This window comes from Flavobacterium nitrogenifigens, from assembly GCF_003254565.1.
Lineage (GTDB): Bacteria > Bacteroidota > Bacteroidia > Flavobacteriales > Flavobacteriaceae > Flavobacterium > Flavobacterium nitrogenifigens.
Window position 1 is genome coordinate 25,533 of the sequence record NZ_QJRI01000154.1, and the last position, 16,445, is coordinate 41,977.

19 protein-coding genes are annotated in these 16,445 nt (G+C 33.5%); 14 read left to right on the forward strand and 5 right to left on the reverse strand.

Translation table 11 applies throughout. The annotated features are described in order from the left end of the window. Positions 1-15: 15 nt before the first annotated feature. The 3 genes from DM397_RS01900 to pyrF form a co-directional block, all read right to left on the reverse strand. Positions 16-1,509 carry a catalase gene (locus DM397_RS01900; RefSeq protein WP_111375951.1) on the reverse strand — a complete coding sequence of 498 codons (1,494 nt, stop codon included), beginning with the start codon at positions 1,507-1,509 and terminating at the stop codon, positions 16-18. 882 nt (positions 1,510-2,391) lie between these two features. After that, entirely contained in the window at positions 2,392-3,192 is an 801-nt protein-coding gene (locus tag DM397_RS01905) for an ABC transporter substrate-binding protein (protein WP_111375935.1), read from the reverse strand. Between the two features lie 127 nt (positions 3,193-3,319). Next, positions 3,320-4,141, reverse strand: coding sequence for an orotidine-5'-phosphate decarboxylase (gene pyrF / locus DM397_RS01910; protein ID WP_111375936.1), 822 nt, complete (start codon positions 4,139-4,141; stop codon positions 3,320-3,322). 222 nt (positions 4,142-4,363) lie between these two features. Here pyrF and DM397_RS01915 point away from each other — a divergent pair, with 222 nt between their 5' ends. The 10 genes from DM397_RS01915 (at position 4,364) to DM397_RS01960 (ending at position 10,869) form a co-directional block, all read left to right on the forward strand. Continuing rightward, on the forward strand, positions 4,364-4,837 hold the full coding sequence (locus tag DM397_RS01915; RefSeq protein WP_111375937.1) for a Dps family protein: 474 nt from the start codon (positions 4,364-4,366) through the stop codon (positions 4,835-4,837). Positions 4,838-5,337: 500 nt separating this feature from the next. Continuing rightward, positions 5,338-5,889, forward strand: a complete 552-nt coding sequence (locus DM397_RS01920; RefSeq protein WP_111375938.1) for a helix-turn-helix domain-containing protein — start codon at positions 5,338-5,340, stop codon at positions 5,887-5,889. A gap of 21 nt (positions 5,890-5,910) precedes the next feature. Further along, entirely contained in the window at positions 5,911-6,360 is a 450-nt protein-coding gene (locus tag DM397_RS01925; RefSeq protein ID WP_111375939.1) for a response regulator, read from the forward strand. Positions 6,361-6,373: 13 nt separating this feature from the next. Continuing rightward, entirely contained in the window at positions 6,374-8,161 is a 1,788-nt protein-coding gene (locus tag DM397_RS01930) for a sensor histidine kinase (RefSeq protein WP_111375940.1), read from the forward strand. Between the two features lie 134 nt (positions 8,162-8,295). Further along, positions 8,296-8,865, forward strand: a complete 570-nt coding sequence (locus DM397_RS01935; RefSeq protein WP_111375941.1) for a DUF4142 domain-containing protein — start codon at positions 8,296-8,298, stop codon at positions 8,863-8,865. A 44-nt stretch (positions 8,866-8,909) separates the two neighbouring features. Further along, on the forward strand, positions 8,910-9,551 hold the full coding sequence (locus tag DM397_RS01940; protein ID WP_111375942.1) for a porin family protein: 642 nt from the start codon (positions 8,910-8,912) through the stop codon (positions 9,549-9,551). 37 nt (positions 9,552-9,588) lie between these two features. After that, positions 9,589-9,741 (forward strand): lmo0937 family membrane protein, encoded by a 153-nt coding sequence (locus DM397_RS01945; protein WP_111365189.1) that lies wholly within the window; start codon positions 9,589-9,591, stop codon positions 9,739-9,741. Between the two features lie 59 nt (positions 9,742-9,800). After that, positions 9,801-10,085 (forward strand): YtxH domain-containing protein, encoded by a 285-nt coding sequence (locus tag DM397_RS01950; RefSeq protein WP_111375943.1) that lies wholly within the window; start codon positions 9,801-9,803, stop codon positions 10,083-10,085. Positions 10,086-10,133: 48 nt separating this feature from the next. Then, entirely contained in the window at positions 10,134-10,493 is a 360-nt protein-coding gene (locus tag DM397_RS01955; RefSeq protein WP_008462338.1) for a hypothetical protein, read from the forward strand. 28 nt (positions 10,494-10,521) lie between these two features. Continuing rightward, complete coding sequence (locus DM397_RS01960) at positions 10,522-10,869, forward strand: hypothetical protein (protein WP_111375944.1); 348 nt, start codon at positions 10,522-10,524, stop codon at positions 10,867-10,869. 332 nt (positions 10,870-11,201) lie between these two features. Here DM397_RS01960 and DM397_RS01965 read toward each other — a convergent pair whose 3' ends face one another. Together DM397_RS01965 and prfA are read right to left on the reverse strand one after the other, a co-directional pair. Next, positions 11,202-12,533, reverse strand: coding sequence for a DUF5723 family protein (locus DM397_RS01965; RefSeq protein WP_111375945.1), 1,332 nt, complete (start codon positions 12,531-12,533; stop codon positions 11,202-11,204). 556 nt (positions 12,534-13,089) lie between these two features. Continuing rightward, entirely contained in the window at positions 13,090-14,166 is a 1,077-nt protein-coding gene (prfA, locus tag DM397_RS01970; RefSeq protein WP_111365195.1) for a peptide chain release factor 1, read from the reverse strand. A gap of 297 nt (positions 14,167-14,463) precedes the next feature. Between prfA and DM397_RS23765 the strand changes: the two genes are divergently transcribed. The 4 genes from DM397_RS23765 (at position 14,464) to DM397_RS01985 (ending at position 16,295) form a co-directional block, all read left to right on the forward strand. Further along, positions 14,464-14,613, forward strand: coding sequence for a hypothetical protein (locus tag DM397_RS23765; RefSeq protein WP_162615451.1), 150 nt, complete (start codon positions 14,464-14,466; stop codon positions 14,611-14,613). Positions 14,614-14,660: 47 nt separating this feature from the next. Next, on the forward strand, positions 14,661-14,927 hold the full coding sequence (locus DM397_RS01975; RefSeq protein ID WP_142479050.1) for a hypothetical protein: 267 nt from the start codon (positions 14,661-14,663) through the stop codon (positions 14,925-14,927). An 87-nt stretch (positions 14,928-15,014) separates the two neighbouring features. Beyond that, positions 15,015-15,590 (forward strand): hypothetical protein, encoded by a 576-nt coding sequence (locus tag DM397_RS01980; RefSeq protein ID WP_111375947.1) that lies wholly within the window; start codon positions 15,015-15,017, stop codon positions 15,588-15,590. Between the two features lie 39 nt (positions 15,591-15,629). Beyond that, positions 15,630-16,295 carry a hypothetical protein gene (locus DM397_RS01985; RefSeq protein WP_111375948.1) on the forward strand — a complete coding sequence of 222 codons (666 nt, stop codon included), beginning with the start codon at positions 15,630-15,632 and terminating at the stop codon, positions 16,293-16,295. Positions 16,296-16,445 lie beyond the last annotated feature (150 nt).

Consider the following 16,445-nt stretch of genomic DNA (forward strand, 5'->3'; position numbering starts at 1 on the left):
TGAACCTAAAAAAACTTATCTCGCTTTAATCGCCAATCTCGGGTCATCAAAGGCATTTACTTCATCCATTGTCATTCCTAGAGCGTTTGCTACGCCAGCACCATATGCTGGATCGGCTTGGTAGCAATTTCTGACATGACGGACTTGAATAAATTTCTGTGCCCCTCCTACTTGTGCCGCTGTGTTTTTAAACAAAAGCTGTTTTTTGTCCTCAGTCAGCAAATTGAATAAAAGTCCTGGCTGAGTGAAATAATCATTATCGTCTTCTCTAAAATTATGAGCGTAAGCATCTCCGTAAATTGCCAATGGTGGTTCTTTTACTTCTGGCTGTTCTTGCCATTCGCCAAAACTGTTTGGTTCGTAGTGTTTTCTTCCTCCGTAATTTCCGTCTACACGCATTGCTCCGTCTCTGTGGAAACTGTTATACGGACATCTAGAAGCATTTACTGGAATCTGGTAATTATTTACCCCTAAACGGTAACGGTGAGCATCTCCGTAAGAAAACAAACGTCCCTGAAGCATTTTATCTGGAGAAAAACCAATTCCAGGAACTACGTGAGCCGGGTTAAATGCCGCCTGCTCTACTTCTGCAAAATAATTTTCTGGATTTTTATTTAACTCAAATTCTCCAACGGGAATTAATGGAAAATCTCCTTTTAACCAAACTTTAGTTAAATCAAATGGATGAAAACGATAGTTTCTTGCCTGCTCTTCTGACATAATCTGAACAAACATTTTCCATTTCGGAAAGTTTCCTTCTTCAATGGCATTAAACAAATCCCTTTGATGGCTTTCTCGATCTCCGCCCACCAATTTAGCAGCTTCTTCATCTGATAAATTTTCGATTCCCTGTTGTGAAACCAAATGGAATTTTACCCAATGCCTTTCGTTTTGCGCATTGATGAAACTAAAAGTATGGCTTCCGAAACCGTGCATTTCTCTATACGATCTCGGAATCCCGCGGTCGCTCATTACAATTGTAACTTGATGAAGAGCTTCTGGCAATAAAGTCCAAAAATCCCAATTATTATCAGCACTTCTTAAATTGGTTTTTGGATCGCGTTTTACAGCGTGATTCAAATCAGGAAATTTCATCGGATCACGGAAAAAGAAAACTGGCGTATTATTTCCTACCAAGTCCCAATTTCCTTCATTTGTGTAAAACTTCATGGCAAAACCACGAATGTCTCTTTCGGCGTCAGCAGCGCCTCTTTCTCCTGCAACAGTCGAAAAACGCACAAACATTTCTGTCTTTTTGCCAATTTCAGAAAACAAGTCTGCTTTAGAATATTTAGTAATGTCATGCGTAACAGTAAAAGTTCCGTAGGCACCAGATCCCTTGGCATGCATTCTTCTTTCCGGAATCACTTCTCGGTCAAAATGTGCCATCTTTTCTAAAAACCAAAAATCTTGTAATAAAACAGGTCCGCGAGGGCCAGCTGTTTGAATGTTTTGATTGTCTGGAACGGGAGTTCCTGTTGCAGTTGTTAATTTTTTGTTTGATTCCATATTGCTGATTTTTAACATTTTATCAAATATACAAACTTATCATTAGCATATTCATAAGTAAAATTGATTGTTATTATATTTTAATAATAAAAAATTATTTTACGTTACAGAAAGCTCAAAACAGCCATTTTTTAAATCTTAACTTATGACCAACAAAGTAATAACAAAACCTTAACAGCATAAAATTGATATATGTCGGACATTTGTAATGTAATAAACTGGTTATTTATTATTTTGGTTTTGGTTAGTTAAATGATGCCGGCTTCTTCGAGATGCCGGCATTCTTTTTTTATAGTCTTTTGTTTCAAGTTACAATGCGATGCGCTTAGTTTTAACGCAAAGAGCGCAAAGATTTTTTAATTAAAAGAAGTTTTAAAGTTCGCAAAGCTTTGTAAAAAAAACTTTGTTCCTATGACTCTGAATTGCCTAAACTTTTGCATTCTTTCCATTCAACCACACGCTCCAACAACTTGAAACAAATGTTTTAACTGCAAGTTTTGAACATTAACTTATATCCAACAAAGTAATAACAAGACCTTAACAGCATAAGTTTGATATATGTCAGATATTTGTACTGTAATAAACTGGTTATTTATTATTTTGGTTTTGGTTAGTTAAATAATGCCGGCGTCTTCGAGATGTCGGCATTCTTTTTTTATACTATTTTGTTCCAGGTTTCATGTTTTCTTTGTTTCAGGTTGCTTTACTTTGAACATAGTTTTAACGCAAAGAGCGCAAAGTTTTTTTACTCAAGAGGTTTTGTATAAAACGCAAAGTTCGCAAAGCTTTGTAAAAAAAACTTTGCGAACTTTGCGTATAACTTAGTGTCCTTTGCGGTTAAACTTTCAACAACTTGAAACTTGAAACTTGAAACAAATAAAACTAATTCTTCAATCTTTCGTGCAGTATTTTAAAATAAGAGAAAGCCTTTAGCAATCTGCTGCCGTGCCAAGAGAACATTTCTCCATCTACGAAAATCGTTTTGGCGTGATGCGTAAATCTTCCGATTTCAAAAGCATCTTCTTCTTTGAAAGGGTAAGGTTCTGATGAAAGGAAAACAATATCAGGATCGCCTTCTAGACGCATCTTCTTTAATTCGATTTCAGGATAACGTCCTTTATCTTCGTAGATATTTTTAAAATGATTGAGTTTTAAAAGCTCATTGATATAAGTATCATTTCCAGCCACCATATACGGATTTTTCCAAATAAAATAGGCTGCTTTCTTTTCCTTTATATCTTTTATATAATTTTTAAAATCGCTTAAAGCGAAAGCCAGTTTATCATTCCATTTCTGGGCTTCGGTTCTGCAATTGAATAATTGTCCGAAATCTGAAATCATTTGAAAATTATCTTCAATAGAAACAATATTGGTAACCCAAACTGGGCAAATTGCACTTAACTGTTCTACAATCTCAAGCGTATTTTCTTCTTTATTGCAGATAATAATATCGGGCTCTAAAAGCTTTATTTTTTCGAAATGAATTTTCTTCGTTCCGCCAACAGTCTTCTTAGTAGATTTAAAATGAAACGGATGCACGCAGAACTTCGTAATTCCGATAATTTTTTCTTCTAAACCTAAATCATATAATAATTCGGTTTGCGAAGGAACTAGCGAAATAATACGTTTTGGAGCTGTTTCAAAAGAGTGAACAGTGCCCAGCTGATCGATTAATTGTTTCATTTATTAATATTGAGTTTCTTAACCGCAAAGTTCGCAAAGACTTACGCTAAGAACACAAAGTTATTTCCTTTGCGAACCTTGCGAAAAACCTTAGCGAACTTTGCGGTTAAATCTGTTTTCTATTTAATTAAAATCTGCTATCAATAATAGCTGCCATTTCTTTTTGAACTAATAATGCCTCTTCTCTAGCCTTTTCAGCAAAATCAGTTCCTTTTGAAGCGTAAATAATCGCTCTTGCAGAATTTACCAAAAGACCAACTTTATCATTCATTCCGTATTTGCAAACTTCAGATAAGCTTCCGCCTTGAGCACCAATTCCTGGAACTAACAAGAAACTGTCTGGAACAATTTTTCTGATTTCCGTAAAATATTCTGCTTTTGTTGCACCCACAACGTACATTAAGTTTTCGCTATTTTTCCAAGTTTTAGAAGTTTCAAGAACTTGTTTATACAATTCTTTCCCGTTTGTATTTAAAGTCTGAAAATCAAAAGCTCCTTCATTTGAAGTTAAAGCCAACATAATCGTATGCTTGTTTTCGAAAGCCAGAAAAGGCTCAACAGAATCTTTTCCCATATAAGGAGCAACGGTTACACTATCAAAATTCAAGTCTTCAAAAAAAGCTTTGGCATACATACTTGAAGTATTTCCAATATCACCACGTTTTGCATCTGCAATCGTAAAAATATCAGGATAATTTTCGTTGATATAGTTGATTGTTTTCTGCAAAGACATCCATCCTTTTATTCCGTATGCTTCAAAAAAAGCTGTGTTTGGCTTGTATCCAACAGTTAGATCGTGAGTCGCATCAATAATTGCTTTATTAAATTCGAAAATAGGATCTTCTGTTTCTAATAAATGCTGTGGAATTTTAGTCAGATCTGGATCTAATCCAACGCATAAAAATGATTTTTTTTGAAGAATTTGTTCGTGTAGTTGTTGTGTTGTCATATTCTTTTTTACTTGTGCGGCAAAATTACAAATTATAATTGTGAATGAGTTAATGGTTTATTGTTTATTGTTGATGGTTTGCGGTTCCAAGTTTTCATTATCTAATTTTCTAATTACCCCATTCTCTAATTAACATTGAATTCTATAACATCTATCAAAAATTGTGTAATTGAAAAATCGGAATCAAAAGTAACTTTGAAATAAACCACTAAAAAGACAATTATGAGCCCAAATATCGGAATTACACCAAAGAACTTAAAAAAGAGCGCTTCTATACTGGCTACCATTTTATCAAATGAAATGACTTTGTATGTAAAAACAAGAAAATTTCACTGGAACATTTCCGGAAACAGTTTTATGGAACTACATAAATTGTTTGAAGAGCAATACCGCGTTCTTGAAGCCCAAATTGATGAAGTGGCCGAACGTATTAATCAATTGGGAGAAAAAACAATTGGAACCATGAAGGAGTTTATTGATAATTCGACCTTAAAAGAATCACCAAAAGAATATGCTTCGCAAAAAGACATGTTATCTGAGCTTCTAGAAAATCACGAACAGCTGGTAACAGAATTTAGAGATTATATTCCGGTTTTTGAAAATGAAACCAACGATGCTGGTTCTGCCGATTTTGTAACAAGATTATTGCAGCAACACGAAAAAATGGCTTGGATTCTGAGAAGGTATCAGGTTTAATTGTTAATTGTTAATTGTTAATTGTTAATTGTTAATTGTTAATTGATAATGCTTATTGGGATGAAAATTATGCAACAGTCGGAAAAATAAATATAACATGGAGCCGATTTATAATTTGCAATTTTACAATACAATAAAAAACTTAAAAGAGATATTCATGAATATCACCGAAATAAAAGGAAACTGAAACGAGTTGAAAGGTAAACTGAAACAAAAGTTTGCAACTCTAGCAGATGACGATTTGATGTTTGCTGAAGGAAAAGAAGACGAAATGTACGGATGACTTCAGCAGAAACTGGAAAAAACAAAAGAGGAATTTCATCAAATCCTGCCAGAATTGTAACCCCTTGCAACTCAACCAGGGAAATACCGTCTAGTAAAAAATATTAGACGGTATTTTTTTGAAAATTTTATTTAAAAATCCTATTTTGACGTAATTCTGTGCCATTTAAAAGCAAAAACACCAAATAAATTAAGTATCTTTAACCAAATTCTATAAAATGAAACTATTTATAAAGTTCGACATTAATACTATTTGCTCTCTTTATTTAAAACAAAATCTGGAACAAAACAATGTAAATTTTACAACTCTAGGATTTGGTGAAATTGAGATTGAAGACAATCTTGATGCCGAAGCTTTGGAGGATTTAAAAAGTAAATTGGCTCCATGCGGTTTTGAAGTAGTTGAAAATCAAAAAAGTGTATTAGTCCAAAAAATAAAAGATGCAATTATCGAGCTTGTATTCATGGATGACAACAATAATTACAAAAGTTCTGTGTTTTTGGCAGAAAAGCTAAACCACAGCTACGGATATTTATCTAATGTTTTCTCAGAAGTAACCTATTCTTCTATTGAAAATTTTATTATTTTACAGAAAATTGAAAGAGCAAAACAATTGATTATTATCAATGAAATGAGTTTGACCGAAATTGCTTTTTTACTCAATTATTCGAGTGTTGCGCATTTGAGTACGCAGTTTAAAAACACAACCGGAATTACTCCATCTGCTTTTCAGAGGATTATTAAGAAACGTAGAGAAAATTTAAAATAAAAACCCAAATACCACATTACAATGCAAAAAAACGCATTACACATTTTATTGGCCGATGATGATGAAGATGACCGTCTTTTCTTTAAAGATGCTTTTGAAGAAATAAAAATTCAAACTAATGTAAGTTTTGTTCATGACGGTATGCAACTTATGGATCATTTAATGAACACAGACAATAAACTTCCAGATATTTTGTTTCTAGATTTAAACATGCCTAAGAAAACAGGTAAAGAATGTTTGATTGAAATCAAAAAAACGGATCATCTAAAAGATATAATTATTGCCATTTATTCTACTTCTTCTTCAGAAGAAGATATCGAAGATACCTTTATTCAAGGCGCCAATATTTACATCAAAAAGCCAAGCGATTTCAATACACTCAAAAAAATAATTAATGAAGTCGTGACTGTAAATTGGCATTATCATACTTCAGGTTTAAACCGTGATAATTTCTTGCTGCGACTAAAATAAAAGCATACCAATAATGAAGTGGATACCAAATTTTAATTCTTCAAACTCTTTGAGAGTTATTTTTGTAATCGCAGTTTTCATTCTGTTATTCCTTTCTTCAATTGCTTACAAACATAACCAGGACTTGAATGAATCGAGCAAACTGGTTATGCATACATACGAAATCAACATTCAGCTCGAACGATTAATGTCGGCTATTAAAGATGCTGAAACGGGCCAGCGAGGGTATATTATCACTCGCAACGCCCGTTTTTTAACTCCGTACATCTATTCTCGAGATAAGGTAAATACTTCATTTATTACCTTAAAAAAATTGACTGCCGATAATCCGAGACAGCAGGATAATCTCCAAAAACTTTTCAAACTCATTACCCAGCGTTTTGTTTCTTTTGAAAACTGTCTAAAATACAGCAATCCAAAAACCTACGACAAAAGAAAACTGGACAATCATATGTTTGGCGGTCGTATTTTAATGGAAAACATCCGCTTTAAAGTGGACGAAATGAACGACATCGAAAAAGATTTCCTCAAGAAAAGACTTAAAATTTACGATTCAGAAATCTCTTTGAGTCCGCTATTTTCTATTTCTTTATTTTTGGTGGCTTTGAGTTTTATTCTATTGGGTTATCGCCAAATTAGTCGTGATTTTGAGCGTTTGAAAATATTCAATAAAAAACTTCTTATTTCTAGCGGTTTAATTTCTGAGTCTGAAAATATTGGAAAATTCAGCACTTGGCAGTGGGATTTGGATTCTGATAAAATTGATTTTTCAGACAACCAGTTTCGTTTATTAGGTCTAGAACCTAGATCTTTTGCACCAAACAAAGCTACCCTTATAAAATATGTCCATCCAGAAGACAAAGAATCTGTTGCTAAAGCAATAGATGGAATCCTAGAAAAGAAACATCTTCCGTTTGTATACTACAAAATTGTACGCCCAGATTTTGAAGTACGTTATTTTAAGACAACAGGTAAATTGGTGACTGATCAGCAAGGCAGTAAAATTTTACTTGGAATTAATTTTGACATTACAGACGAACATCTTTTGAATATTGAGCTTCAGGAACGAAATAAAGAGCTAGAAAAAAGCAACAAAGAGCTGGCTTCTTTTAACCATGTGGCCAGTCACGATTTGCAAGAACCGCTTAGAAAAATACAGACTTTTATTTCGAGAGTTTCCAGCGCTGATAAAGAAGTTATGTCTGAAAGCGGAAAAAATTACATCACCAAAATAGAGAGTTCCGCAAAAAGAATGCGTGTTTTAATAGACGATCTTCTTTTGTTTTCAAGAACCAATACAACCAAAAAGGAATTCATTAAAACGAATCTTAACGAACTTCTAGACAATACAGAATCTGAATTGGCTGAAATTATAGAAGAAAAGAAAGCCGTAATTCAGCGCATTGGAAAACTTCCGAAACTTTCTGTTATTCCGTATCAGATCGAACAGCTGTTTATCAATTTAATTGGAAATTCATTAAAATACAGCGAACCTAATGTTGAACCTCAAATTTCTATTTCGAGCGAAAAAGTAAACTCTGCCGATTATCCTGAAATATTAGAACAGTCTATAAAAAAGTTCCATAAAATCACTTTTACGGATAACGGAATGGGATTTGATCCTCAGTTTAAAGAAACCATTTTTATTCTTTTTCAACGTCTTCATTCCAAAACAGATTATCCAGGAACCGGAATCGGATTGGCCATCTGCAAGAAGATTGTAGAGAACCATAAAGGCCATATTGTAGCCGACAGCACTTTAGGCAAAGGCTCTATATTTACAGTGTTTCTACCCGATTAAACTTCATTAAAAAATCACATAAAAAGCGTTATATAAATCCGTTATGGGAATTATATAACGTTTCTTTTTTATGCTGTAAAGCAAAATCTTTCATTCGTTGCCATCTTTGTAATGTAATACTTTAGGAAGTAATAATGAAAGCAATTCCCCCCTTAAAAGCTTCAATTTTCAAAGTTCTTTTTTCGATCCTTTTAATTTTATGCATCACGTCTTGCAGAAAAATTAATCCGATAGAAAATACTTTGAAGAACCAAGCTTTTGCAAAAAATGACCGAGAAGAAACAGAGGTTTTCTTTTTTATATCTACGGCAAATGTAAGTAAGACCATTATTTCTAAAAGTCAGATTGCACAACAAAAAAGTTCAGATGTAATTGTTCAGGAATTAAGCAAAAGAATAGAAGTTCAAGAGAGCCAATTGCTGGAAGCAATAACCACAATGGCCACATCAAAGCTCATTGTCATTACTGAAATAAATGCCACGCACAAAAGAGACCTGTACAACCTCATTGATGCCAATGGTTATGATTTTAACAGCATTTATTTAAATGCTATGACAGATGCGATCTGCAACCAAATTGAGTTACTCGAAGCAATTTCTAGAGAAACAAACGACAAAGAAATTCTCGAACTAGTTCTTCGCTTTCTGCCACAACAATACAGACTCTTACGAGAGACTGAACGAATAAAAAGACAAAATGTATAAACGTCTATTATCTATTTATCTATCTATTAACTAATTTTTTTACTATGAAATTACACGCCAAATTTTTATGCGCCTTAACATTTTTTTTAACAGCATCATTCGGAATGCTGCACGCTCAGGACAATAATGTAAATACCGAATTCGGTGTAAAAGGAGGATTCAACATGTCCAACCTATACCAAAGTGAAGCTGACGATGAAAATATTTTATACGGATTCAATGCTGGAGTTTATGCCACACTTCCTATTTCAGATTTTGTAGCCATTCAGCCAGAGATTTTATTTACTACAAAAGGTTCAGAATTAGAATATAATAATGCTTTTGCATCAGGAAGTACAAAATTCAGACTGAATTATATCGAAGTACCTCTTTTAGTGAGAGTAAATGTGACAAAAAACTTTAACATTCATGCCGGCGGTTATGCTTCCTATTTAGTAAGCTCTAAAGTAAGTGGAGATGGAACTTTTGACTTCGACCAAAATATTGACGCAGACGATCTAGCAAGATTTGATGCAGGTCTTTCTGCAGGTGTTGGAGTAGATTTTAACCCAATCAGCATCGGATTGCGTTATAATTATGGTTTAACTACTATTGGTAAAGAACGAACTATTGCAGGAACAACCTTTACGTTTCCGGACGCAAAAAACAGTAACCTGTCATTATATCTTTCTTATAAGTTAAACTAACAAGAAATTGATTTATTAACCGATAAAATAAAAAGCCATGTCAAACTTATTATATACCATCGCAGTAATTCTGGTGATACTTTGGGCTCTCGGGTTCTTTGTTTACAGTTTCGGAAGCATTATCCATATTCTGTTGGTAATTGCCATTATTGCCGTATTGCTTCGCTTAATTAAAGGTCGCGAAGTCTAAAAACCACATGTATTAAATCAACAAATTATTAAATATTAATCCATTTAAAATTTATTATTATGAAAACTAGCACAACAATTTTAGGAATTTTAGGAGCCGCAGCGGCGGGAGCAGCAATAGGAATTTTATTTGCTCCAGATAAAGGATCAAACACCAGAAAAAAAATCAAAGATAAATCAAAAGATTACAGCGATAACCTGAAAACAAAATTTGATGGTGTTGTAAGCAAAATCACTTCAAATGGTAAAGATATTATCGAAGAGGGGAAATCTAAACTTAACCAAGTTAAAGAAGATTTCAACACCTTGAAAGACGATGTTAAAACAGTAAAATCAAACTATTAATATCAAAATATTAATTAGTAAAATTTTGAAACCACAAAACCTTATATCATGGAACCAAATGCAACAACAAACGAGAATTTAAATCTTTATGAAAAGGCAGAGAACTATGCTAAAACAAGTTTAGAATTATTAAAATTAAAAACAGTATGTTCTGTTGCCGATGGTGCTTCATCATTAGCTTCAAAGATAGCAATTGGTATTGTTGTTGCATTTTTTACTTTGTTCCTAAATATCGGGATTAGTTTGTGGATTGGCAAAGAACTGGGAGAGTATTACTATGGCTTTTTTATTATGGCGCTATTCTATCTTATCTTAGTGATTGTTGTGGTGAAATCACACCATAAATTGATAAAAACACCAATTGGAAATACAATTATCTCCAGTATTCTAAAAGAAACAAAAAACTGATTTGATTTATTAATAAACCGAAAAATCTATGGAGGCTATTTACAATATTGATCAGTTAAATCGAAAAATTGAGGAATTAGAAATTCGCCAAGATAAAGAATGGTCCGATATAAAAGACGAAATCGACGAGATTAAGAACAATCTAAAACCTATTAATCTCATTAGAAACACGGTCGAAGAAATCAACGAAACTGTTGGCTTTAAAAGCCATATCGCTCAATCGGCAATCAGTATCGGAATTGGTTATCTCGCCAAAAGATTTATTGTCGGAAAAGGTGATTCGATGTTCAAAGGAATCCTAGGTTCTATAGTTCAGCTTATTGTAACCAATCTGGTTTCGAAACCTCATCATGAATCTGAAGAAGAAGATTCTTAATACGAACCGTCTAGAGAGTATTTGTCTAACTTAATTTAATTATTATGGAAAAGTTTAGCGAAATAGTAATAAAAAATGGTGTATACGTTTACTCGAATCTATATAAATGTTTTGAATATACTAGGGTATTTTTAGGGATATAGCTTTTTTTTAAAGTTGCTAAGGTTCTGAGATACTAAGATTCTAAGTTTTTTTTTAAGATTCTGTGAATCTTTTTACCTTGACTTGGTATTAAAGAAAAAGCAAAAAAAACAGCATCACTTTGTGATGCTGTTTTTTTATACTTTAAACTAAAAAGCTTAGCATCTTAGTAGCTTAGCAACTTAGCAACTTTACCTATAATCCTGATAAATCGGTAATTTCAAACCTGCATAAATATTACAGCCTTTTGAATTGTTTGAGAACAGACTCGAAAAAAGAGTTCCTGAACCAATAAATATTGGACCGGCTCTAAAACCTGCTCCTATTGCCGTTCCGCTATATTGCATGTACGTGACAGGAACATAAAAACTGAATTGTCTTGTTTCGAATCTTGGCGTAAAAGTTACTGAATTGGCAATGGCAGTTCCGTTTACCTTTTTGGCGTCTACAAGGCTGAAATCACCACTTAGATTTAAGTAAAAACGCTGATCGATATTCCAGTCAAAATTGGTGTGCAAAGCCGTTGGAAGATTTGCTTTTACTCCTTTTTTTGATGAGATTTTGGTATAATTCGAATCGAAAAAATCAAAAATATCGTCTGCATCATCGATATCTTGCTGCGTTACTCTTCCTGTAATATTATAAGTATTTTCGACAATGTTTTTATAATTTACTTTTCCAATATCGGTTACAGAAGCCGCTGCTTTAAACTTATAACGGTTTCCTGCACAAGAATGGCAATTGGTGCGGTATTCGTATGTAAAACCCAAATCTACGCCTACACCAGCCGAAGCCGCATCAAACTTCGGATCATCTCCGTTTGCATAATCGTAACTTGCGGCAGTTCTTATAGTTCCTGTAGATACATATTCGCTTAAAGTAGGATCTGCGTTATTTTTATTGAACGCCACGCTCACATCACTTCCGTTGATATAGCCGTTTATTCCCGCCATTAAATATTTTAAAGTTATTCCGCCTTTAACAAAATGATCATCACGATCCAACAAAACCGTTGCATAACTCGCCCCAATCTCTGCCCAAGAATTGGTAACCCCATTCGGATTCCCACCTGTGATTAAAAAACTATTGGAAGCATCCATATCTTTGTTCACCTCATCAATAAGCTGTCCGTTTATGCCAACGAGATTTGTAACGCTTCGCACACGCGAAAAAAGTGCTATGCTGTGCGCAGGCGTAATATTCATCATAAAAGAAGGCCCGAGAATATCAACATTAAAATTTCCTTTGTTATTCGATTTGAAAGTTTTACTGGCATCAGTCGCCAAATCATAATCGCCGTCTAATGCATCTAAAATATTAACTCCGTACAAATCATTCTGCCCTGTTCCGCTTGCCGAGAAAATCGTAACATCGGCACGATACTTAGATTCGACAATATTAGACGGATTAAATATAGCACTCTGAATTCCGGCATAATTATCATCCCTGAACCCGAAATACGATTGCGACCGCGCATAAAAAAAGCTTCCAAAGAAGCAAAATAAGAGTAAAGTTTTCTTCATAAATTAATGTTAGTTAGTTGTTTTGAGCACAGCAAATATGAGTTAAAAAAATTAAAAAAAATAGATTTTTTTTGAAGATGCTAAGCTACTAAGACGCTATCCCGATAGCTATCGGGACTAAGTTTTACAATCGGTATTATAAATCTTACTTCGTAAGATTGTTGTTGTAGTATTGCTCTTTATTTTTTTGAGATTCTGAGATGCTATTCCGATAGCTATCGGAACTAAGCTTTTTCCAATCTTTGATATTTTTTTTTCCATAAAAAAAGCCGAACAAAGTTCGGCTTAAATATATTTTATGTTCGAAGAAGAAAACTTAGAACCTTAGAATCTCAGCAACTTTGACAAATTCATTGCGTTCCAGCGGTTGAAACCGCTGGCTATGTTTTTTTTGAGATGCTAAGATACTAAGTTGCTAAGATTCTAAGTTTCTTCCAATCTTCCGTATTTCTTTACACAAAAAAAGCCGAACAAAGTTCGGCTTTAAATATATTTTATGCTCAAAGAGAAAAAACCTCTGAACCTTTGAACCTATGTCCCTTTGAACCTGTGTACTTTAGTACACCTCAGAAGCTTCCTTCAATTTCTCCATATTATTAACCAGCTGAAGCTCAGAAACGATTTTCTGAATATCACCGTTCATGATGTTTCCTAAATCGTAAAGCGTTAAACCAATACGGTGATCGGTTACACGACCTTGCGCGTAGTTGTATGTACGGATTTTTGCCGAACGGTCTCCAGAACTTACCTGAGAACTACGTTTTTTAGCATCTTCTTCCTGCTTTTTGGCCAATTCCATTTCGTACAAACGAGAACGTAATACCATCAAAGCCTTATCTTTATTCTTATGTTGCGATTTCTCATCCTGACATTGCGCCACCAATCCTGTTGGAATGTGCGTTAAACGTACAGCCGATTTCGTAGTATTTACCGATTGTCCTCCAGGTCCAGACGAACAGAAGAAATCTACACGAACATCGTTCATATCTACCTGAACATCAAACTCCTCAGCTTCTGGCAAAACCATAACCGTAGCAGCCGATGTATGCACACGTCCTTGAGTTTCTGTCTGCGGAACACGCTGTACACGGTGAACACCCGCTTCAAACTTCAAAGTTCCGTATACATCTTCTCCAGTAACCTCAAAAATAACCTCTTTGAAACCTCCAGAAGTACCCTCATTCATATCTACAACAGATGATCTCCATCCCATAGATTCACAATATTTCGTGTACATTCTAAACAAGTCACCAGCAAAAATACTCGCTTCGTCCCCACCCGTTCCGGCGCGGATCTCCACCATTACGTTTTTCGCGTCTTCAGGATCTTTAGGAATAAGCATAAATTTGATTTCCTCCTCCAATTCTGGCAGACGTTCTTTTGCTTCATCCAATTGCATTTTGGCCATTTCCACCATTTCAGCATCACTTCCGTCAGCAATAATTTCGTTTGCTTCGTCGATGTTTGCCAAAATTATGATGTACTCTTCTCTCTTTTCAACAAGCGCTTTTATCCCTTTATATTCTTGGTTAAGCTGCTTATAACGTTTTTGATCAGAAATAACATCCGGCTGAATAATCAAATCCGAAATCTCATCGAAACGCTGCTTTACATATTGAAGTCTATCTAACATTTTCTAATTCCTTTTATTGGACGGCAAAATTACAAAATTTTTATCGAAAATTCTAGTGTTCATTTTTTGCGGAATTTAAGTTGAATATTTAGTGGAATTGTAATAATTTTTAGGAGCTGTTTCCTGCTATCCGTTACAATCTTTTGTGCCGAACCCCGGCATAAAAGGATTTCCACTTCTATCAGGGCTAGGGCTTTGGTTTTCATAATTCTGTTTACGGTTTTCCGTAATGTAATTGAATATAATGCAATTACTTTTAGCAAATAAATTTTACATAAAAACAAAATTAAATTACATATGAAATCACTAACATGTTGCCTGTTTCTTATTTTAATTTTTAGCTGTAATCAGAAAGAACAAACTGAAACCAATTTAACAGTTGAAACTGAAATTCCAGAAATTAAAGAAAAGGAAGAAATAACTTTAAATAACTTTAAAGAACTTTAAAGAACTTTACTTATGAAGATATTGCTCGCTATACAATGGCTTCTATTATGGGACAATCATCGAAAATAATTAAAGTGAGGAAAAAAGACGAATTATATTTCGTGTCTTACATTAGAAAATCTGATCATCAGAAATTTGATTATAAAATAAAGATCGATGGAAATAAAATTCTTTGGGCAAACATTGACGGGAGATGGAGGGATTCAAAATACGATGAGAAAATAACTTTTGTCGAAAAAGATAACAAGCTTGAAATTATTCAAACCTTCGACTATAACTCTCAAGATATTCAAGAATATAAAATAGGAGATTAAATCAGGTGAATTTACTTGGTTCTTATTTTAGAATAAATACGATGTTTGTTCTTTAAATCAAGGATATGAAAAATACTTACTCAAAATATGAAAATTAAATTACTTCTACTTTGTCTTTTAGCGTTTAATAAATCTTTTGCTCAAGTAAAAACAAACGACAACATTTGGTTTGCAAAAGAATTCAGTAAGGATGTAGCATTATTCAACGCAAAAGATTTTTTGTTTAAAAATGTTTTAGGCTCAAGTACAGAAGTCGTACAATTTGAAATAATTCCTCTAGCCGCAGCGAGTTCAGGAGAACTAACAACTTTACTATATAAATGTGAAAGCAAACAAAAAGAAGGCTTAATTCTGGGTTTTTTCGGCAATTATTGGAATGATGCTGGCGTTGTTTATCAAGGTTATGCTTTTAAAAATTTTGAAAAAAATGAAGCAATTGAATTTCTAAATAAAATTCAAACCGCGATTGAGGAAAATAAAAAATTTATAACTCAAGAAGCAGAAAATTATAATATCTTCTTTAAACATAATGATATGGATGTTTTAATTTGTTCTTCTTCTCCTGGATATACAATTAGATTGTTTTGGAATGGTTTCGATAGTTCATGGGAAAAGACAGCTTTTGATCGCTCTAAGAGAAGGTTTGAAAAAAAGATCAAATAGCTCTAAAGAAAATCTTAGATAATAATTATAATTTTTAGAATGAACAACCCGTCATTAATCCAAGTAGAAAAGGCTATGTTAAATAATGTATGGCATTTCGGAAATGAAATTCTATATAAGATGTGTAGCGAAAATTTTGATCATAAAAACAATGAACATATTTTAACTAAAGTATTGTTTATAGGCCGAATTTATGCAGCTGCAATTGAACGTCGAAAGACAAAAAACAATGACATTAATGATAATTTCTACATTGATAAAGTCGTTCCTGCATTTCAAAACTCTGATATTGACAAGTATTTAAACAAACTCAAGAATTTTAAATCACTAAATAATGACAATTTAAAATCTGTATTGGAAACGCATTTTTATCTTACTAAAATTATAAATAAAATCACTGAACAAAATAAACGCTCCTTAGTTTCTAAATATTTGCACTTTCATTTACCAGAATTATTCTTTATTTATGACACAAGAGCAGTTGAAGCATTAAGAAATTATAAAACAAAAGTTCCCTCTTCATTAAAACATATTATTGAATTAGAAAATGTTGACATTGAATATGCAAAATTCTTTTGCAAATGCTATGAACTGCAAAAGGAGATTCAAGAAAAGTTCAGTCTAAATTTTAGCATCAGACATTTAGACAATTTATTAATCGAAAATGCAAATTTTAAAAATTCAGAAAAAAGAAAACTTCTGTAAAACAATAGTCCTTCACTGCTGGCGCGAGCGTCTCACGCCTGCAGAATGAACCCGCTCCACGAAGTCTTCAACTGAAACGCTACGCAAATGTCTCTGACTTTGCGTTTTTATTGTTTCTTAAAAACCCGAAAACCACTCAAAAGTCTCCCG

What these genes read in the sequence shown, in the direction of transcription:
- pyrF (WP_111375936.1), bottom strand. Translation starts at nt 4,141, where the DNA reads ATGACAACACAACAACTACACGAACAAATTCTTCAAAAAAAATCATTT.
- DM397_RS01960 (WP_111375944.1), top strand. Translation starts at nt 10,522, where the DNA reads ATGGAGGCTATTTACAATATTGATCAGTTAAATCGAAAAATTGAGGAA.
- DM397_RS01935 (WP_111375941.1), top strand. Translation starts at nt 8,296, where the DNA reads ATGAAAGCAATTCCCCCCTTAAAAGCTTCAATTTTCAAAGTTCTTTTT.
- DM397_RS01955 (WP_008462338.1), top strand. Translation starts at nt 10,134, where the DNA reads ATGGAACCAAATGCAACAACAAACGAGAATTTAAATCTTTATGAAAAG.
- DM397_RS01915 (WP_111375937.1), top strand. Translation starts at nt 4,364, where the DNA reads ATGAGCCCAAATATCGGAATTACACCAAAGAACTTAAAAAAGAGCGCT.
- DM397_RS01940 (WP_111375942.1), top strand. Translation starts at nt 8,910, where the DNA reads ATGAAATTACACGCCAAATTTTTATGCGCCTTAACATTTTTTTTAACA.
- DM397_RS01930 (WP_111375940.1), top strand. Translation starts at nt 6,374, where the DNA reads ATGAAGTGGATACCAAATTTTAATTCTTCAAACTCTTTGAGAGTTATT.
- DM397_RS01965 (WP_111375945.1), bottom strand. Translation starts at nt 12,533, where the DNA reads ATGAAGAAAACTTTACTCTTATTTTGCTTCTTTGGAAGCTTTTTTTAT.
- DM397_RS01985 (WP_111375948.1), top strand. Translation starts at nt 15,630, where the DNA reads ATGAACAACCCGTCATTAATCCAAGTAGAAAAGGCTATGTTAAATAAT.
- DM397_RS01975 (WP_142479050.1), top strand. Translation starts at nt 14,661, where the DNA reads ATGGGACAATCATCGAAAATAATTAAAGTGAGGAAAAAAGACGAATTA.
- DM397_RS01950 (WP_111375943.1), top strand. Translation starts at nt 9,801, where the DNA reads ATGAAAACTAGCACAACAATTTTAGGAATTTTAGGAGCCGCAGCGGCG.
- DM397_RS23765 (WP_162615451.1), top strand. Translation starts at nt 14,464, where the DNA reads ATGAAATCACTAACATGTTGCCTGTTTCTTATTTTAATTTTTAGCTGT.
- DM397_RS01980 (WP_111375947.1), top strand. Translation starts at nt 15,015, where the DNA reads ATGAAAATTAAATTACTTCTACTTTGTCTTTTAGCGTTTAATAAATCT.
- DM397_RS01945 (WP_111365189.1), top strand. Translation starts at nt 9,589, where the DNA reads ATGTCAAACTTATTATATACCATCGCAGTAATTCTGGTGATACTTTGG.
- prfA (WP_111365195.1), bottom strand. Translation starts at nt 14,166, where the DNA reads ATGTTAGATAGACTTCAATATGTAAAGCAGCGTTTCGATGAGATTTCG.
- DM397_RS01905 (WP_111375935.1), bottom strand. Translation starts at nt 3,192, where the DNA reads ATGAAACAATTAATCGATCAGCTGGGCACTGTTCACTCTTTTGAAACA.
- DM397_RS01920 (WP_111375938.1), top strand. Translation starts at nt 5,338, where the DNA reads ATGAAACTATTTATAAAGTTCGACATTAATACTATTTGCTCTCTTTAT.
- DM397_RS01900 (WP_111375951.1), bottom strand. Translation starts at nt 1,509, where the DNA reads ATGGAATCAAACAAAAAATTAACAACTGCAACAGGAACTCCCGTTCCA.
- DM397_RS01925 (WP_111375939.1), top strand. Translation starts at nt 5,911, where the DNA reads ATGCAAAAAAACGCATTACACATTTTATTGGCCGATGATGATGAAGAT.